We start from the raw sequence: 14,936 nt of genomic DNA on the forward strand, positions 1-14,936 counted from the left end.
GGCGCTGTCGGAGGCGGGGCCGCCGCTGAACCGTCGACTCGGCTCAGTCCGTTTCCATATAGGGGCGGCGGAAGACAGGGGCTTGGCCGGTGCCGTTGGGGCGTACGGCTGCCAGCGCCTGGACGACCGCGGCCTCCAAGGGACCGCTGGTGTCGACCGTGACGGCTTCCGTCCATGGCGGCTCTTTGCTTGCCATGGCAGTGGCCACGTCGAGGTCGGCGTCGGATGCTCCGGGGGCGCGCGTACGCAGGCGGGCCGCCGACACGGCGTCCGGCACCTGGCAGTGCAGGGCCACCAGGTCGGCGCTGACGCGTTCGGCCATACGCAGGGCAGCTTCGCGCTGTTCCGCATCGGACCAGGTAGCGTCCAGGACGACGGACTCGCCCGAGGACAACAGGGCGGATGCGCGGTCGAGCAGGGCCGTGTAGGTCTTGGCGGTCCACTCGGGTGTGTACAGGCCTTCGCCGTAGCCGGTCGCGGCGGACACCTCTGCGGGGATGCCCGCCAGCTCTTTGCGGAGACGGTCACTGCTGAGGAGCGTGACGCCGAGGCGATCGGCCAGCGCGCCGGAGAGTGTGGACTTGCCGCTGCCCGGCAGCCCGCCGACGAGCGTGAGGCCGACAGCGGACGTCCTCAGGTGACGCAGCGCTGTCAGGACCAGTCGCCGTGACGCGGCCTCAGCGCCGGGCGCGCCCTGCCGGGCCTGGATCAGCGAGACTTTGGCACGGACGAAGGCGCGATAGGCGACATAGTGGTGCCGCAGGGACGGCGGTGCCGGGTCGCCGGAGTACTCGCTGTACTGGGCAAGGAAGAACCCCGCGGCCTCCGGGGCTCCCAGCTGCTCCAGGTCCATGGCAAGGAAGGCGGCGTCGTCAAGGCCGTCGACGTAGCGCAGGTGGTCGTCGAACTCCAGGCAGTCCAGGAGGCGGGGGCCGTCGTCGAGGCAGAAGATGTCCTCTGCGAGCAGGTCGCCGTGGCCGTCGACGATCCGCCCCTGCGCGATGCGTGTGTCGAACAGCTGCTTGCGGCCGACGAGGTAGCGGCGCACCAGTCGCTCGACCTCCTCCACCTCGTCGGAAGCGTGTGCGTCGTCGGCCAGCGCGTGTACCTGCGCGAAGCTCGCTTCCCAGCGCGAGGACAGCGCGTCTCGGGTGCCCTGCTCGTCCACGTCCGCGCTGCGGGGCGCATCCGCGTGATGGGTGGCGAGCTGCCGGGCGACAGTCCGCAGGGCACCGTCGACGACGACGCCCTCGCTTATCAGCCGGGAGAGGCGGCGCTCCGCCGGCATGCGGCGCATCACGACGAGGGGTTCTGGGGTGTCCGCGCCCGGGCTGCGAAATTCTCCCAGGCCCAGGTAGACGTCGGGGGCGAAGCGACGGTTGAGAGCCAGTTCCCGCTCGCACGCCGCACGCCGAGCCGCCACGGTGGAGTAGTCCAGGAATTCCAGGTCCACCGGCTTCTTGACCTTGTAGGCGCGGTCGCCGACGAAGAAAACGACCGCCGTATGGGTTTCGCAGACCTCTGCTCGCGGGAGCGGCGTTGCATCGATGCCGGTGCATGTCCGGAGCACGGATGCGTCGGTTCGGAGTGTGGACATCGTGATCCTCCCTGCGGTGGTCGCGAACAACATCTGGTCGACCACGCGTGCGGTGCCACATTCGGACGGCCTACGTGCCGCTGGTGGAACTCGTGCTGTCGTCGGTCCGGTACGTGATGTGTTCCGAGACCGAAACCACGCCGTCCACACTCCGGCACAGCCGCACAATGATCGGGATCAGACTCCTGACATCGACGGAGCCACCGAGCGTGACCTGCCCTTCGTCCACCTCAACCGTCATCTCCGAAGGGCCGAGGCGCATTGTCGAATGCAGCACATCCCGGTTGATCTCATCGCGGATGGCGTCGTCGCGGCGAAGGAAGATCCGCAGCAAGTCGCTCCGGCCGAGGATGCCCTGGAGCCTGTCCGCCGCGTCCACCACGGGCAGCCGCTTGACGTTCTGTACTGCCATGAGGCGCGCCGCCTCGACAACAGTCCACTCCGGACGCGCGCAAACGGCCGGAGCCGACATCAGCTCTTCGGCGCAGGCTCCCTCGGCCTTGGCCCGCTGCCACGCCTCCAGATGCGGCATCGGCACCCGACCCGACGGGTCGGACTGACCGGACGACTTGCGCAGTAGGTCGGCCTCGGACACCACACCCATCGGGCGGTCCAGTTCGTCCACGACGGGTACGGCGGTGACATCGTTCTCGGCAAGCAGCCTGACGATCTCCTTGAACGGCACATCACGCCGTACCCGGACAACATTCCGGGTCATGAGCTCTCCGACTGTTCGGTGGTGCATTCCGCCCTCCCTTCGGCGTCGTGACTGTCACCGTCACGGATCAAGCCTGTCAGGAGCCTGGCATCCTCGGATGAGCCGTCCGGCCCCCCTTTGGGGCCGATCGGGCCGAGACCGGCCGAACGGCCCTCCGACTCGGGCTTCGCGCGCGTGGCAGGTTGGGGGTCAGCGACGCTTCGCAGGAGCGGTGACGCTCATGCGAGCTCACCTTGGCGATCAACTCGTCGTCGAAGCCCGTCGTGTTCCCCGGGCGGGACGCGCACATCCATCACATCTCAGGCGACGGCCGCCCCGGATGCGGCCCCCGCGAAGGACTCCACGATGAAGGCATGGTGAACCTCCGCGACCAGCTCGCGGGCGATGTCGGCCTCGTCGCGCATCACCGAGGGCGCCGTGCCGTGGTCGGCCACCGCGTCGTAGTCCGCGAGGTCCATGGCTGCCGCCTCCTGCCGTTGTCTCCGGCTTCACCATCACACCATGTGCCCTTGTGCCGATCGGGCCGGTGAACCCCCCACCGAGGGACCGATCGGCCCCTGTGCGTCTGTTGTCTCTCCACCACAGGCTGGGTGGAGAGACAACAGACACACATCGGACAGCTGAGGAGAGGAACGTCATGAAGGCACTCGTTTTTCACGGCCCCGGCCAGGCCTCTTGGGACAAGGTGGCAGATCCGGGCATCCAAGCGCCCACGGACATCGTCGTCCGCATCGACACCACGACCATCTGCGGAACAGACCTGCACATCCTCAAGGGAGACGTACCTGAAGTGACCCCAGGGACCGTCCTCGGGCACGAGGCCGTCGGCGAGGTCGTCGAGGCGGGAAGCGATGTCAGCACGGTCCGCCCCGGCGACCGGGTGCTCGTCTCCTGCATCTCCCCCTGCGGCCGCTGCCGCTACTGCCGCGAGCAGATGTACGGGCAGTGCCGGGGCAACGGGGGATGGGTGCTCGGCCACCTGATCAACGGCACGCAGGCCGAGTACGTACGCGTTCCCTTCGCCGATTTCTCCGTCCATCCGCTTCCCGCAGCAGTGAGCAGCAGCGACGCCGTGTTGCTGTCCGACATCTTCCCCACTGCGTACGAGGTGGGCGTCCTCAACGGAGGAGTCCGGCCCGGCGACACCGTCGTGGTCGTGGGAGCCGGCCCCATCGGGCTCGCCACCATCGCCACGGCACGGCTGTTCTCGCCCGGCAGGATCATCGCGGTGGACCTGGCCAAGTCGCGGCTGGACGCCGCCCGCGAACTCGGTGCGGACGCCGTCGTCAACGCGGCGGAAGACCCTGAGCAGCTGGTGTCGGATCTGACCGAGGGGCTCGGGGCCGATGTGGCCATCGAGGCCGTCGGAGTACCGGAAAGCTTTGAACTCTGCACGCGTGTGGTACGGCCGGGAGGCCACGTGGCCAACGTGGGCGTGCACGGCAAACCCGCCACGCTCCACCTGGAAGACCTCTGGATCAAGAACGTAACGATCAGGACCGGCCTGGTGGACACCTACTCCACACCGGTTCTGCTGGGCATGCTGGCTGCCGGTCGACTGCCCGCGGCTGCGATCGCGACCCATCGCTTCGAACTGGGACAGATCGAGGAGGCGTACGACGTGTTCTCACGCGCGGCCGACACGGGTGCGCTCAAGGTCGTGCTCGGTGGCCCTGAGCACAAGGACGTGGAACGCACGAGCTGACGCCCCTGCCGAGCCGGGCGCCTCGGCCGATGGCCCGTCACATCGGCATCAAGCGGATCAGTCGTCCGTCCCCGAGGGCTTGTCCGCTGTCGCCGGGGCGTCGCCGCCCAGAGCCCACTCGACATCCACGACGCCCGCAAAGGAAGGCGAAGGTGCCCAGGGGCACACCGAGCGCCAGTGCGCCGACGAGCGCGATGGCGGCCGCAATTGCATACAGGCCGTTCCGGTTGTTCCTCATGGCCGATCCTCCTCCGTGGGCGGGCGTCAGTGTTTGGTGAGGGGACTGGGGGAGCGCAGGGCCGCACGACGCCGCTGGTACTCCTCTTCGTCGATGTCGCCGCGGGCGAACCGCTCGGCGAGCAGCTGCTCGGGCGAGGGCCCGGCGTGCCACCGCCATGCTCTGGCCGGGCGGCCGCTGTGGCTGTTCAGCAGCGGCCCCCTCGACCCGTCGGCGCTGGAACGGGATTTCCCTGCCGTGCGCGGCGTCCGCCAAGTCGAGCGTCGACTGGGAGCGCTGGAGCACGTCACGTTCGGCGGACGGCCGGCGGACGGAGCGCGAGGACGCATCGCCCGGGTGATCCTGGAGGAGGACGGCGACGACTGCCGCGACTAAAAACGGATTGCCCTGTGGGCCGAAAGCATCGCCGCCTGCCTGACCGCGACACCAAAGCGGGGCAGAACTGGGCCTGTCGGGCCGCGGACAGGGCCGCCCGGCCCTTCCCCAGCGCCGATCGGGTGACTGAAGCTGAGCACAGACAGCGGCCCCGCAGGAGAAACCGGCGAGTGCGGCCCGGACGGCTCACCGGTCATCAGCGAGGAAGCCGCGCGCTCGAAACGGAGGCCCAGCAATGAGCACCCCCTCCCCCACCCGTATGACCGCCGTTCTGTCCCCCGAGCACCGTGCCCGGCTGCTGGGCATCACCCGGGACGTCAAATTCCCTGAGGGGACCCGCATCTTCGAAGAAGGCCGCCCCGCCGACCGGTTCTGGATCATCCAGTCCGGCACTATCACTCTCGACATCCAAGTTCCGGGACGGCGCCCGGCAGTGATCGAGAACCTGGGCTTCGGTGAACTCGTGGGCTGGTCCTGGCTGTTCTCACCGTATGTGTGGCAGTTCGGCGCCGAGGCCATGACACCCGTACGCGCTCAGGAGTTCGACGCGTCGACGGTGCGGATGATGATGGATGCCGACCCTGCCTTCGGCTCCGCGATCGGACACTGGGTCGGCAGGGTGCTTGCTCACCGGCTGCATGCCGCCCGTATCCGCCTGCTCGATCTGTACGCGCCTCACGGCAGCGGCATGACTCTGTGACCGGCGTCCGGGAGGCCCGCCATGCCCGATTCCCCGCACACAGTGAGCGATGTCATGACTCACACCGCAGTCGCGGTGGGGCGCCATGCGACCTATAAGGAGATCGTGGAGCTGATGGAGCAGTGGCAGGTCAGTGCTTTGCCGGTGCTGGAGGGCGAGAGCCGTGTGATCGGCGTGGTCTCGGAGGCCGATCTGCTCCCCAAGGAGGAGTACCGCCTCGACAACCCCGCACAGGCAGACCGGCCGCTGTCCGACATGGCGAAGGCGAGGGCGGTCTCCGCAGAGGAGCTGATGTCGAGCCCGGCCATCACCGTTCACGCGAGCGCCACGGTCGCCGAGGCCGCACGCATCATGGCGCGCCGTCGCGTCAAGCGCCTGCCCGTGGTCGACGAGGTCGGCCTGCTGGAAGGTGTCGTCAGCCGCAGCGACCTGCTGAAGGTGTTCCTCAGGCCCGACGAGGCCATCGCCGACGAGATCCGTCGTACCGTCATCCAGCACTTTCCGCCCGCGGCACAAGTGGAAGTCTCCGTCACCGACGGCGTGGTCACCCTTCACGGCAACCTCAGGGACCGGGCGCTGGTCTCCCTGCTTGCCCGGGCCGCCCGCGCGGTCGAAGGTGTCGTGAACGTCCGCCTGAGCCGCAACAACCAGGCACCCGCAGCGCCCTGAGGCATCAGCACGACAACCTCGGTCCGGGCACGTCAAGGCGAAAAGGGCCCATCCGCTTCTCGCGGATCCTGATTGCGTGGTGCACGGCCACGAGCCGCTTCTCCACGTCCTCGTCAGGGCCCTTTCCGTCAATTCCATGGAAACACGGGGCGTGCGCTGCTGCCAGGGCCGAACAGTCCCACCTTCGGTGCCGTTCGGCCCCACCTCTCCCATACCGCTTGACGACTACTGCTTGACGACCAACCGCCGCAGCCATGGCTGCCTGCTGAGCCTGGCGGCGGCGAAACCGGCCAGACCCATGACCGCGGCCACAGCGACATCCGTCCCGCCGAGCGGCTCGGTCTCAAGTACCGAACGCAGGAACGGTACATACAGAGCCGCCGCCGCGAGACCGGCCGAGGCGAGCACCGCCGCCGGCAGGAAGAGGTTTTCCCGCGTGAGAAGGCGGTCCCGCAGCCCCATGACGACCCCGAGCTGTGCGGCCAGCAGGGACAGGAACAGCACGCTCTGCCAGGGGGCATCCACGGCACGGGCCGAGAGGCCTGCAGCGAGGCTTGCCATGGTGACCACGGCTGCGAGGAAGAGCACCCGTTGCCACAGGCCGTGCCCCAACACGTGCTGATGCGGCGGGCGCGGGGGCCGGTGCATGGCGCGCGGGGACACTGGCTCTGCCCCCATCGCCACCCCGGTCAGACCATGGGTGAGGAGATTGATCCACAGGATCTGCCCCGCCCTCAGCGGCAGTGACAATCCGAGCAGGGGGCCGACGAGCATCACCAGGATCTCTGCGGTGCCCCCGGCGAGTCCGTAGACGAGGAAGCGCCGGATGTTGTCATACACGCGGCGCCCCTCCTCGACCGCCGCGACCACGGTGGACAACTCGTCGTCGGTGAGCACCAGATCGGCCGACTGTCTCGCCACCTCGGTGCCTCGCCGCCCCATGGCGACGCCGATGTCCGCTTGTCGTAGTGCGGGTCCGTCGTTGACGCCGTCACCGGTCATCGCCGTCACGTCCCCGTGGTCGCGCCAGGCTTCGACGATGTCCAGCTTCTGCTGCGGGTCCGTACGGGCGAACACCCTTACCGCCGTGAGGTCGTCCACGGCTCCCGCCGCCAGGGACTGACCTGTGACGACCTCGCCCGGCTCGCTGTCCGGGGACAGCAGACCGACGCGCGTGGCGATGGCCCGTGCGGTGGCGGGATGGTCACCGGTGATGAGCACGGGCGTGATGCCCGCGGCCCGGCACGCGGCCAGCGTGGCGGCTGCCGCCGGCTTCGGAGGATCGTTGATCGCCGCCAGGCCTAGTAGCCGCAGCTCCGATTCGGCGTCCTCTGCCCGCGCCGGAGCCTCGGTCCGCTCGCCGCAGGCCACGGCCAGCACCCGGTATCCCCGCGCGGCGAGCAGCGCTGCCTCGTCCCGGGCCCGATCGAGGAGCTGCGCGGGCTCGTCGAGCACAGCGGGGTCGAGGACTGCTTCCGGAGCGCCTTTCAGACACACCATCACTTGCCCTGACAGCGTACCGTGGAGTGTGCTCATGCGCTTGCGCAGGCTGTCGAACGGCGCTTCGTCGGTCCTCGGGTAGGTCTGGTGGAGTGTGCTCGGTTCCTCGCAGCGTGCCTTGGCCGCGGCCGTCAGCAGCGCGGCCTCGGTGGGGTCGCCGAGGGCAGTCCAGCGGGTGCCGGTGTCTTCGGGCGGTTCGTCCGGTGGGCGCAGCGCGGCGTCGTTGCACAGCGCTGCGGTGGTCAACAGCTTTTGTACGGGCCTGAGTTCGGCGGGCTCCGCTGCCCGGCCGTCGACGCGTACGTCGCCAAAAGGCTCATACCCGGTGCCTGTGAAGTCGACGGCGCCTTCAGGTGTCCATACGCGTTCGACGACCATGCGGCCTTCGGTGAGCGTGCCGGTCTTGTCCGTCGCGAGTACGGTCACCGATCCGAGCGTCTCCACGGCGGGGAGGCGTCGCACGACGGCGTGACGTGCCGCCATGCGCCGCGCGCCCAGGGCCAGAGCCAGCGTGACAACGGCAGGGAGCGACTCGGGTACCGCGGCCACGGCGAGGCTGATCGCGGTCACCGCCATGGTGCCCGGTGCCAGGCCACGGATCAGTCCCAGGGCGAACACCAGCAGGCACAGTGCCAGGGTCGCCACGGCGAGAACCCGTCCCAGTGCGGCGAGCCGCCGCTGCAGAGGTGTCGCCTCGAGTCGCCCTTCGAGCAGCGCGGCGATACGGCCCAGAGCGCTGGCGGCCCCGGTGTCTGTCACCGTGGCGATGCCCCTGCCCCGGACCACGACGGTGCCCGCGCTCAGCGTCGCAGCCCCCGGCCGTCCGGAGCGCGGGTCCTTGTCCACGGGTACGGATTCACCGGTCAGCATGGATTCGTCGAGGAGCAGCGCCGACGCCTGCGTGAGGAGCGCGTCGGCGGGAACAATGTCCCCTTCGCCGAGTGCCAGCACATCGCCAGGGACAACTTCGGCCGCGGGCACCTCCCGCTCGGAACCGCCGCGCAGGACACGTGCGTTCGGTGCTGACATGGCGGAGAGTGCGGCGACAGCGTTGTCGGCTCTGACCTCCTGGATCACTCCCACCGTTGTGTTCACGACGATCACGAGGGCGATGACGACGGAGTCGGCGTGGTCCCCGATCGCCACGGTCAGTGCCACGGCCCCGAGGAGGACCATGATCAGCGGATCCCTGAGCTGTGCAACCACACGCGTGTGCAGGCGCACGGTGTGCCGGGCGGCCACCTCGTTGCGGCCGTATTCGGCGAGGCGGCGCGTCGCATCCTCTTCAGTGAGCCCTGGACGGCGCTCGTCGGTGGCCGGCGGTGTGCGGACGGGGCGCGAGGTCACGTGGGTGCTCCGATCGACGGCGACGGGGCCGGTGTGAAGCGGATCAGGTCATGGCGTCTGTCGGGGGCCGCCGTTCACGGCGTGGGAACCGTGATGACCGGGCAGAGCGCTCGGTGCAGCACGCCGTGGACGACCGATCCCAGCCGCATGCCGGTGTACCCGCCCCGGCCCCGGCGGCCGACCACGATGGCCAGTGCATGCTCGGAGGCCCGCGCAAGCTTCTCGACCGGATGTCCGCGGACCACCTCGTGCGTCAGAGCCACATCCGGGTACTTCTCCGACCAGCCCGCCGTTGTTTCCGACAGCAGCCGTCGGCGTTCGTGCACCGCCTCCGCCTCGCCCGTGAACGAGACCACCGGTGGCGGCCAGATCCAGAGGGCACGCAGGCCGGCCCCCCGCAGGCTTGCTTCCTCGAAGGCCTGGGCGACAGCGGCACGCGAAGCCTGACTGCCGTCGACGCCGACAACCAGGTAGGGCGGCTGCTGCGTCACATGCTCGGGCTCTCCAACGACGACGACCGGGCAGTCGGCCTGTGCGCTGACCGGCACCACCACCGAACTCGCGCTGAAGAACTCCTCCGCCCGGCCCAGCCGACGCGAGCCGAGGACCACCATCCGGGCCTGCTCCGAGTGGCGGCAGAGCGCCGGGGCGGGAACCCCGTCGAGCAAGTCCGTCATCACCTCAAGCTTCCCGTGCCGAGCCCGTGCCCATGAGGCAGCGGAAGTGAGCGCCTCGGCTCCTCGCCGCCGAAGGTCGATGTGGTGCGCGGTGGCATCGGCGTGGCGTGTGTCGTGCAACGGTGGCACGGCCAGCAGCAGCCGAAGGGCAAGGTGCCTGCGGTGGGCCTCGTCGGCAGCCCAGGCAAGTGCGGGGCGGGACTGGTGCTGCGGGTCGACGCCGACGATCATCTCGCGGCGCTCTGCGAGGGCTGTCACTGTTCCTCCCGGTGTTTTTTGCTCTCGCGCGGGATGAGCTCCACGGGGCAATCGGCGTGATGCAGAACCGCATGCGCCACCCGTCCCAGCGTGGGGCCGAAGGCATCGGGCGGCCGCCGGCCGCCCACGACGAGCAGGTCGGCGCGACGCGATGCCTCGACGAGAGCGCCGGCGACGGATGTGCCCTCCTCCACGTCCGCGGCCACGGTGAGCTCGGGGAATTCATCCCGAATCCGGTCGGCCACCGCCGAAACACGGTGCAGGTGCTGCTGGGCGATCTCGTCGACATCGTCCAGCATGGTGGCCACCATGCCCACATACCGCAGCACCTGCCAGATGCTCAGCAGACGCAGCGACGCCTTACGGAGTTCCGCGCCGCGCGCCGCGTGGCGGACACAGTCGAGGTCGTCCTCGTCCCGCACGGCGGCGACGACCACACCGGTCTCCGCCCCTGCTGCTGCGCGCCTGACCACCACGACGGGGACCGTCGCGCCCGCCGCCACGCGGAGCCCGACGGAGCCGAGCAGCAACGCGGCGAACCCTCCGTAGCCGCGGTTCCCCACGACGATCGTGCCGTCGCTGCCAGCAGCGTCGTGCAGGCTGACGGTCGGCTCCCGTTGGCTCAATTCCTTGTTGATCTGCAGTTCGGGGTACTGCTCCGCCAGCCGGTCCGCCGTGTCCTTGAGCACGTCGCGCCCGCGCTGGCGCTCGCGCTCGACGGTCTCGACCGAGGCGTACAGGGCTCTCCGGTAGGTGTTGGCGGCGTACAGGAGGCGCAGCGGCCTCCCCCGCCGGTCGGCCTCGGCCGCGGCCCAGTCTGCAGCCGTCGCTGCATTCGCCGAACCGTCCACGCCCACGACCACTATCCCGAGTTCCGGGCCGCCCGCAGCGCTGCCGCCCATGGCTCCTCCTCGCCGAGTTCCATCGGGGATCACTCCTCACGGTGTCACCACGAGATCAGCATGGAGAGAGCCACAGGGGCCCCTGACAGGGCCGAAGGTCCCTGTCCGGCCGAGGCTGATCCATTCGGTCCGCTCCGAGGACCTCTCGGCCCTGTGCATGAGGGCGGGATTCGTTCCACGCTGGCATTCAGGACGGCCTGATCCGGCAGGTGAAGGAAAGGACTGGCGCGCCATGAGGCACCGCAGTGTTGCCGACCTGATGACCCCCACGGCCGTGAGCGTGCAGCGGGGCACCCCGTTCAAAGAGATCGCCCGCCTCCTCGACGAATACGGCATCACCGCCGTACCGGTGATCGACGACCACGAGCGGCCGGTAGGCGTTGTCTCCGAGGCAGATCTGCTGCGCAGACAGACATCGCGAGGCACATCCAGCGCGGCGGAGGGCCTCATGTCCAGTCCTGCGATCGTCGCGCAGCCGGAGTGGAGCGCGGTCCGGGCGGCCAGGGTCATGGAGAAGAACAGGGTCAAACGGCTGCCGGTCGTCGACGAGTCGGGCCGTCTGGTCGGTGTGATCAGCCGCAGTGACCTCCTGCAGTTGTTCCTGCGGCGGGACCGGGCGATCCAGGAGGAAATCCTTGAGGACGTCGTCACCCACACCCTTGAGTTGCCGCCCTCTGCGCTGACGGTCGAGGTCGCCGACGGCAGGGTCACTCTCAGCGGCACTGTGACGCGCAAGAGCCTCATCCCCATCACTCTGCGACTGTGCGAGAGCGTCGACGGAGTGGTGGATGTGATCGAGCGACTCACCTACGACGTGGACGACTCCGCGGCTGCGAAGGGCGGCGACCGCCATGTCTGAGGTGACCACGACCGATCTGTACGAAGTGACGATGGCCATGTCCTACCTGCGGGAAGGGATGCGCGCTCCGGCCACTTTCAGTTTGTTCGTGCGGGACTTGCCGCCCGGCCGCGGGTTCCTGGTGGCCGCCGGCCTGGAGCCGTCGCTCGACTACCTGTCCCGTTTCCGCGTCGGTCCGCACGACGTGGAGGTATTCGCCGAGGCCCTGCACCGGCCGGCCCTGGACCTTGAGCTGCTGCTCGGCCTTGGATTCGACGGCGAGGTGCGTGCTGTCCCCGAGGGGCGGCTCGTGTTCGCCGGAGAGCCGCTGCTGGAAGTGACCGCGCCACTGCCGCAGGCACAGCTCGTCGAGACCTTCCTGCTCACTCAGCTGTGCCATCAGACGGCGGTCGCCTCCAAGGCGGCCCGCTGTGTCATCGCAGCCGCGGGGCGGCCCGTAGTGGACTTCTCACTGCGTCGCGCGCACGGGCCGCAGGCAGGATTCCAGGCTGCCCGGCTGGGCGCATTGGTCGGCTTCGTGGGCACCAGCAACGTGGCCGCGGCGACGAGGCTCGGCATACCCGCTTCGGGCACCATGGCTCACTCGTACATTGAGGCCTTCCCGGGCGAGGAGGAGGCGTTCCGGGGATTCGCGCGTACCCATCCCGGACCGGTGACCTTCCTCGTCGACACGTACGACACCGAGGGCGGAGTCGCGATCGCGGCACGGGTGCTCAAGGAGCTCGGGCGCGGTCCCGGCTGCGCCATTCGTCTCGACAGCGGTGACCTCGGGGCTCTCGCGTGCCGGGCACGGAACATTCTCGACGCCGGCGGCCTCACGGACGTCGGCATCATCGCCAGCGGTGGCCTGGACGAGTACGCAGTGGACGAGCTCGTGCGGGCCGGCGTCCCGATCGACGTGTATGCGGTGGGTACCCGGGTCGGCGTGGCCGCGGACGCGCCCTTCCTCGACGCAGCGTACAAACTGGTCGAGTACGACGGGCGGCCGGTCATGAAGCTCTCCTCGGCGAAGGTGACGGCCCCCGCGCCGAAGCAGGTCTTCCGCCGGTCCGGCCGCGCCGACGTGATCGGCGTGTGGAACGAGGACCCGCCGCCCGGCGCCGAACCGCTGCTCAGCACTGTGATGCGAGGGGGCCGCAGGACGGGGACGCCGGACCGCCTGTCGGACGCCCGCACGCGGTTCGACGCCGATGTCGCCGCTCTCCCGGCATCAGCACGGCGCATCCACGGCCCCGAACCACTCCGCCCGGTCACATCCGGGCGGCTGGCGGCCCTGACGGCCGCGGTGCGTCATCGTATCGAGGAGGAGATACGGACATGAAACTCAGCAAGGTCGCAAGCCTGATGGTGGGCGAGGTCATCTCGGTCACGCCTGCCACGCCGTTCAAGGATGTCGCCAAACTGCTCGCGGAGCACGACATCACCGGGCTGCCCGTCCTCGACGACGACGGCACCGTGCTGGGCGTCGTCTCCGAGAGCGACCTCCTCGTCCGTCAGGCGTCAGCCGGAGGGGCGGACGAGGAACAACGGGGACCTCAGCACGGCCGGACCGCCCGCTCGGCTGCGGACACGCGGGACGACAAGCGGGAAGGCCTCACCGCCGGCCTGCTGATGTCCGCGCCCGCGATCACCGTCAAAGCCGAAGACACCGTGGCCAAGGCCGCCCGGACGATGCTCCGGCGCGGCGTCGAACGGCTTCCGGTGGTGGACGCCGAAGACCGCCTGGTCGGCATCGTCACACGGCGCGATCTCCTCCAGGTGTTCTTGCGCCCCGACTCCGAAATCCGCCGCCACGTGATCGAAGACGTGCTGACGGACGTGCTGGGACTGGCGCCGAACCTGATCGATGTCCATGTCGTCGACGGGGTGGTCACTCTGGAGGGGCAACTGGAGCGGCACAGTCAGATCCCTGTCGTACTGCAGCTCACTCAGCGGTTGGACGGAGTGGTGTCAGTGGTGGACCGTCTCTCTTCACGCGTCAACGATGCCGGGCTCACATCACCGGAGGGCGCGGAGCACGGGTGGCCCTGGTGACCCCGGACAACTGGCCCTAGCTAGGGCCGACCGGCCCTGTCGGAGCAGCCCGCCCGGCCCTCGTGTCACCGCCCATACCGGGCCCAGCCTGGAGCCATGACCGCCGCACCAGCAACGCCTCACGCGCCGCCGCGAGCGGAGTCCGCGGTGCTGCGATGCACCGACCTCGTCCGGCCCTTCGGTGAGCGCACCGTCGTCGACGGGGTGAGCTTCGGCGTGGCGCCGGGCAGGACCGCCCGGACCAAGCGGCTGATCGGCTTTGTGCCCTACGTCCTTCTCGATGTGCTCCTTGTCCCAACCCACCACCGGTGCCATCAGCTCCGCACACTCGCTGTCGGCGCCGGCGTTGGCATGCTGGGCGGCTGCATGTGGCCGCTCGCCCTCGTGGCCGGGTGGCTGCGCACCGCCGGTCATGCCGTGCCGCACGCATGGGCCGTCGACGCCTGGACCGTCCTGCTGTCCCAGAACGGCGGCGTCACCGACATCCTGCGCAATCTCATCATTCTGTCTGCTTTCGCCGCGGCACTGCTGACCCTGGCCTCGTTCGGGCTTCGCCGGCAGCTGACCGGGGCGGCACCCGGCACAAGGAGCTGACTGCCATGACGACGACTCCCGCGGCGTACCGGCCCGTCAGAGTGGAGGCGGCGCTCGATGCGCCGCTGTCGCGCTGGCTGTGGCTGGTGAAGTGGCTCCTCGTGATCCCGCACTACCTCGTGCTGTTCTTCCTGTGGATCGCCTTCGTCCTCGTCACCATCGTCGCGTTCTTCGCGATCCTGTTCACCGAGCGATATCCGATGGCGCTGTTCGACTTCAACGTCGGAGTGCTGCGCTGGACCTGGCGGGTCTCGTACTACGCGTACGGAGCACTGGGCACCGACCGCTACCCACCGTTCAGCCTCGCCGAGGAGCCCGGCTATCCGGCCCGACTGGACATCGCCTACCCGGAGCGGCTGTCACGGGGCCTGGTTCTGGTGAAGTGGTGGCTGCTCGCCATCCCGCACTACATCGTGATCGGCTTCTTCATGGGCGGCTTCCACGCCGCATGGTGGAACGTGGGCCTGATCTCCGTGTTCGCCGTCATCGCGGCCGTCGTCCTGGCCTTCACCGAGAAGTACCCGCGCGACATCTTCGACCTGATCATGGGGCTGAACCGGTGGGTGCTGCGGGTCGCCGCGTACGCGGGTCTGATGACGGACGAGTACCCGCCGTTCCGGCTGGACATGGGTGGCGCGGATCCGGCCGGCCGACCGTGATCAGAGGAGGTCCCGCGCGGGGCACCAGGGCCGGTCGGTCCCATCGGGGGCCCCTCGGCCCCTCCTGCGACAGCGGCCGGACCAAGACGCTGGAACTGTGGCCG

The 14,936-nt window shown here is 69.3% G+C and carries 16 protein-coding genes; 9 read left to right on the forward strand and 7 right to left on the reverse strand.

Translation table 11 applies throughout. The features are described from left to right. Positions 1–43 precede the first annotated feature (43 nt). From OG966_RS08800 to OG966_RS08810, 3 genes are all read right to left on the reverse strand, one after another. Positions 44–1,597, reverse strand: coding sequence for a bifunctional aminoglycoside phosphotransferase/ATP-binding protein (locus tag OG966_RS08800; RefSeq protein WP_326648888.1), 1,554 nt, complete (start codon positions 1,595–1,597; stop codon positions 44–46). A 70-nt stretch (positions 1,598–1,667) separates the two neighbouring features. Further along, positions 1,668–2,342 carry a CBS domain-containing protein gene (locus OG966_RS08805; protein ID WP_326648889.1) on the reverse strand — a complete coding sequence of 225 codons (675 nt, stop codon included), beginning with the start codon at positions 2,340–2,342 and terminating at the stop codon, positions 1,668–1,670. Positions 2,343–2,614: 272 nt separating this feature from the next. Next, a complete protein-coding gene (locus OG966_RS08810) occupies positions 2,615–2,773 on the reverse strand; it encodes a hypothetical protein (protein ID WP_326648890.1) in 159 nt (52 codons plus the stop codon). A gap of 179 nt (positions 2,774–2,952) precedes the next feature. Between OG966_RS08810 and OG966_RS08815 the strand changes: the two genes are divergently transcribed. Next, positions 2,953–4,020: a zinc-dependent alcohol dehydrogenase family protein gene (locus OG966_RS08815; RefSeq protein ID WP_326648891.1), complete on the forward strand. Its 1,068-nt coding sequence runs from the start codon at positions 2,953–2,955 to the stop codon at positions 4,018–4,020. Positions 4,021–4,284: 264 nt separating this feature from the next. On the opposite strand, the gene OG966_RS08820 is transcribed toward OG966_RS08815, so the two are convergent. Further along, on the reverse strand, positions 4,285–4,383 hold the full coding sequence (locus OG966_RS08820; protein ID WP_406733920.1) for an SHOCT domain-containing protein: 99 nt from the start codon (positions 4,381–4,383) through the stop codon (positions 4,285–4,287). On the opposite strand from OG966_RS08820, the gene OG966_RS08825 reads away from it, so the two are divergent. The 3 genes from OG966_RS08825 to OG966_RS08835 all read left to right on the forward strand — a co-directional run bounded on the left by OG966_RS08825 (position 4,352) and on the right by OG966_RS08835 (position 6,002). Beyond that, positions 4,352–4,633: a hypothetical protein gene (locus OG966_RS08825; protein ID WP_326655565.1), complete on the forward strand. Its 282-nt coding sequence runs from the start codon at positions 4,352–4,354 to the stop codon at positions 4,631–4,633. The two genes, OG966_RS08820 and OG966_RS08825, sit on opposite strands and share 32 nt — an antisense overlap. A gap of 235 nt (positions 4,634–4,868) precedes the next feature. Beyond that, on the forward strand, positions 4,869–5,333 hold the full coding sequence (locus tag OG966_RS08830; protein WP_326648892.1) for a Crp/Fnr family transcriptional regulator: 465 nt from the start codon (positions 4,869–4,871) through the stop codon (positions 5,331–5,333). Positions 5,334–5,354: 21 nt separating this feature from the next. Further along, on the forward strand, positions 5,355–6,002 hold the full coding sequence (locus OG966_RS08835; RefSeq protein WP_326648893.1) for a CBS domain-containing protein: 648 nt from the start codon (positions 5,355–5,357) through the stop codon (positions 6,000–6,002). Positions 6,003–6,227: 225 nt separating this feature from the next. Here the strand turns inward: OG966_RS08835 and OG966_RS08840 are convergent, their stop codons facing one another. The 3 genes from OG966_RS08840 to OG966_RS08850 all read right to left on the reverse strand — a co-directional run bounded on the left by OG966_RS08840 (position 6,228) and on the right by OG966_RS08850 (position 10,686). Further along, positions 6,228–8,849, reverse strand: a complete 2,622-nt coding sequence (locus tag OG966_RS08840; RefSeq protein ID WP_326648894.1) for a cation-translocating P-type ATPase — start codon at positions 8,847–8,849, stop codon at positions 6,228–6,230. A 74-nt stretch (positions 8,850–8,923) separates the two neighbouring features. Further along, positions 8,924–9,784, reverse strand: a complete 861-nt coding sequence (locus tag OG966_RS08845) for a universal stress protein (protein WP_326648895.1) — start codon at positions 9,782–9,784, stop codon at positions 8,924–8,926. After that, positions 9,781–10,686 (reverse strand): universal stress protein, encoded by a 906-nt coding sequence (locus tag OG966_RS08850; protein WP_326648896.1) that lies wholly within the window; start codon positions 10,684–10,686, stop codon positions 9,781–9,783. Before OG966_RS08850 ends, OG966_RS08845 begins: the two co-directional genes overlap by 4 nt. Before the next feature lie 232 nt (positions 10,687–10,918). Here OG966_RS08850 and OG966_RS08855 point away from each other — a divergent pair, with 232 nt between their 5' ends. The 5 genes from OG966_RS08855 (at position 10,919) to OG966_RS08875 (ending at position 14,832) form a co-directional block, all read left to right on the forward strand. Further along, positions 10,919–11,545 (forward strand): CBS domain-containing protein, encoded by a 627-nt coding sequence (locus OG966_RS08855; protein WP_326648897.1) that lies wholly within the window; start codon positions 10,919–10,921, stop codon positions 11,543–11,545. Continuing rightward, positions 11,538–12,866, forward strand: coding sequence for a nicotinate phosphoribosyltransferase (locus OG966_RS08860; protein ID WP_326648898.1), 1,329 nt, complete (start codon positions 11,538–11,540; stop codon positions 12,864–12,866). The genes OG966_RS08855 and OG966_RS08860 overlap by 8 nt, the downstream gene beginning before the upstream one ends. Then, the gene (locus OG966_RS08865) at positions 12,863–13,579 is read left to right on the forward strand and encodes a CBS domain-containing protein (RefSeq protein WP_326648899.1); all 717 of its coding nucleotides are present in this window, start codon (positions 12,863–12,865) and stop codon (positions 13,577–13,579) included. The genes OG966_RS08860 and OG966_RS08865 overlap by 4 nt, the downstream gene beginning before the upstream one ends. Before the next feature lie 96 nt (positions 13,580–13,675). After that, complete coding sequence (locus OG966_RS08870) at positions 13,676–14,173, forward strand: ABC transporter permease (RefSeq protein ID WP_326648900.1); 498 nt, start codon at positions 13,676–13,678, stop codon at positions 14,171–14,173. 5 nt (positions 14,174–14,178) lie between these two features. Continuing rightward, the gene (locus tag OG966_RS08875; protein ID WP_326648902.1) at positions 14,179–14,832 is read left to right on the forward strand and encodes a DUF4389 domain-containing protein; all 654 of its coding nucleotides are present in this window, start codon (positions 14,179–14,181) and stop codon (positions 14,830–14,832) included. Positions 14,833–14,936 lie beyond the last annotated feature (104 nt).

Origin of the sequence: Streptomyces sp. NBC_01750, from assembly GCF_035918095.1 — a bacterium.
Classification (GTDB): domain Bacteria; phylum Actinomycetota; class Actinomycetes; order Streptomycetales; family Streptomycetaceae; genus Streptomyces.

Bases quoted from the DNA above. Each gene is read 5' to 3' on its own strand.
- OG966_RS08800 (WP_326648888.1), bottom strand. From the start codon at position 1,597: ATGTCCACACTCCGAACCGACGCATCCGTGCTCCGGACATGCACCGGC.
- OG966_RS08805 (WP_326648889.1), bottom strand. From the start codon at position 2,342: ATGCACCACCGAACAGTCGGAGAGCTCATGACCCGGAATGTTGTCCGG.
- OG966_RS08810 (WP_326648890.1), bottom strand. From the start codon at position 2,773: ATGGACCTCGCGGACTACGACGCGGTGGCCGACCACGGCACGGCGCCC.
- OG966_RS08815 (WP_326648891.1), top strand. From the start codon at position 2,953: ATGAAGGCACTCGTTTTTCACGGCCCCGGCCAGGCCTCTTGGGACAAG.
- OG966_RS08825 (WP_326655565.1), top strand. From the start codon at position 4,352: ATGTCGCCGCGGGCGAACCGCTCGGCGAGCAGCTGCTCGGGCGAGGGC.
- OG966_RS08830 (WP_326648892.1), top strand. From the start codon at position 4,869: ATGAGCACCCCCTCCCCCACCCGTATGACCGCCGTTCTGTCCCCCGAG.
- OG966_RS08835 (WP_326648893.1), top strand. From the start codon at position 5,355: ATGCCCGATTCCCCGCACACAGTGAGCGATGTCATGACTCACACCGCA.
- OG966_RS08850 (WP_326648896.1), bottom strand. From the start codon at position 10,686: ATGGGCGGCAGCGCTGCGGGCGGCCCGGAACTCGGGATAGTGGTCGTG.
- OG966_RS08855 (WP_326648897.1), top strand. From the start codon at position 10,919: ATGAGGCACCGCAGTGTTGCCGACCTGATGACCCCCACGGCCGTGAGC.
- OG966_RS08860 (WP_326648898.1), top strand. From the start codon at position 11,538: ATGTCTGAGGTGACCACGACCGATCTGTACGAAGTGACGATGGCCATG.
- OG966_RS08865 (WP_326648899.1), top strand. From the start codon at position 12,863: ATGAAACTCAGCAAGGTCGCAAGCCTGATGGTGGGCGAGGTCATCTCG.
- OG966_RS08870 (WP_326648900.1), top strand. From the start codon at position 13,676: ATGACCGCCGCACCAGCAACGCCTCACGCGCCGCCGCGAGCGGAGTCC.
- OG966_RS08875 (WP_326648902.1), top strand. From the start codon at position 14,179: ATGACGACGACTCCCGCGGCGTACCGGCCCGTCAGAGTGGAGGCGGCG.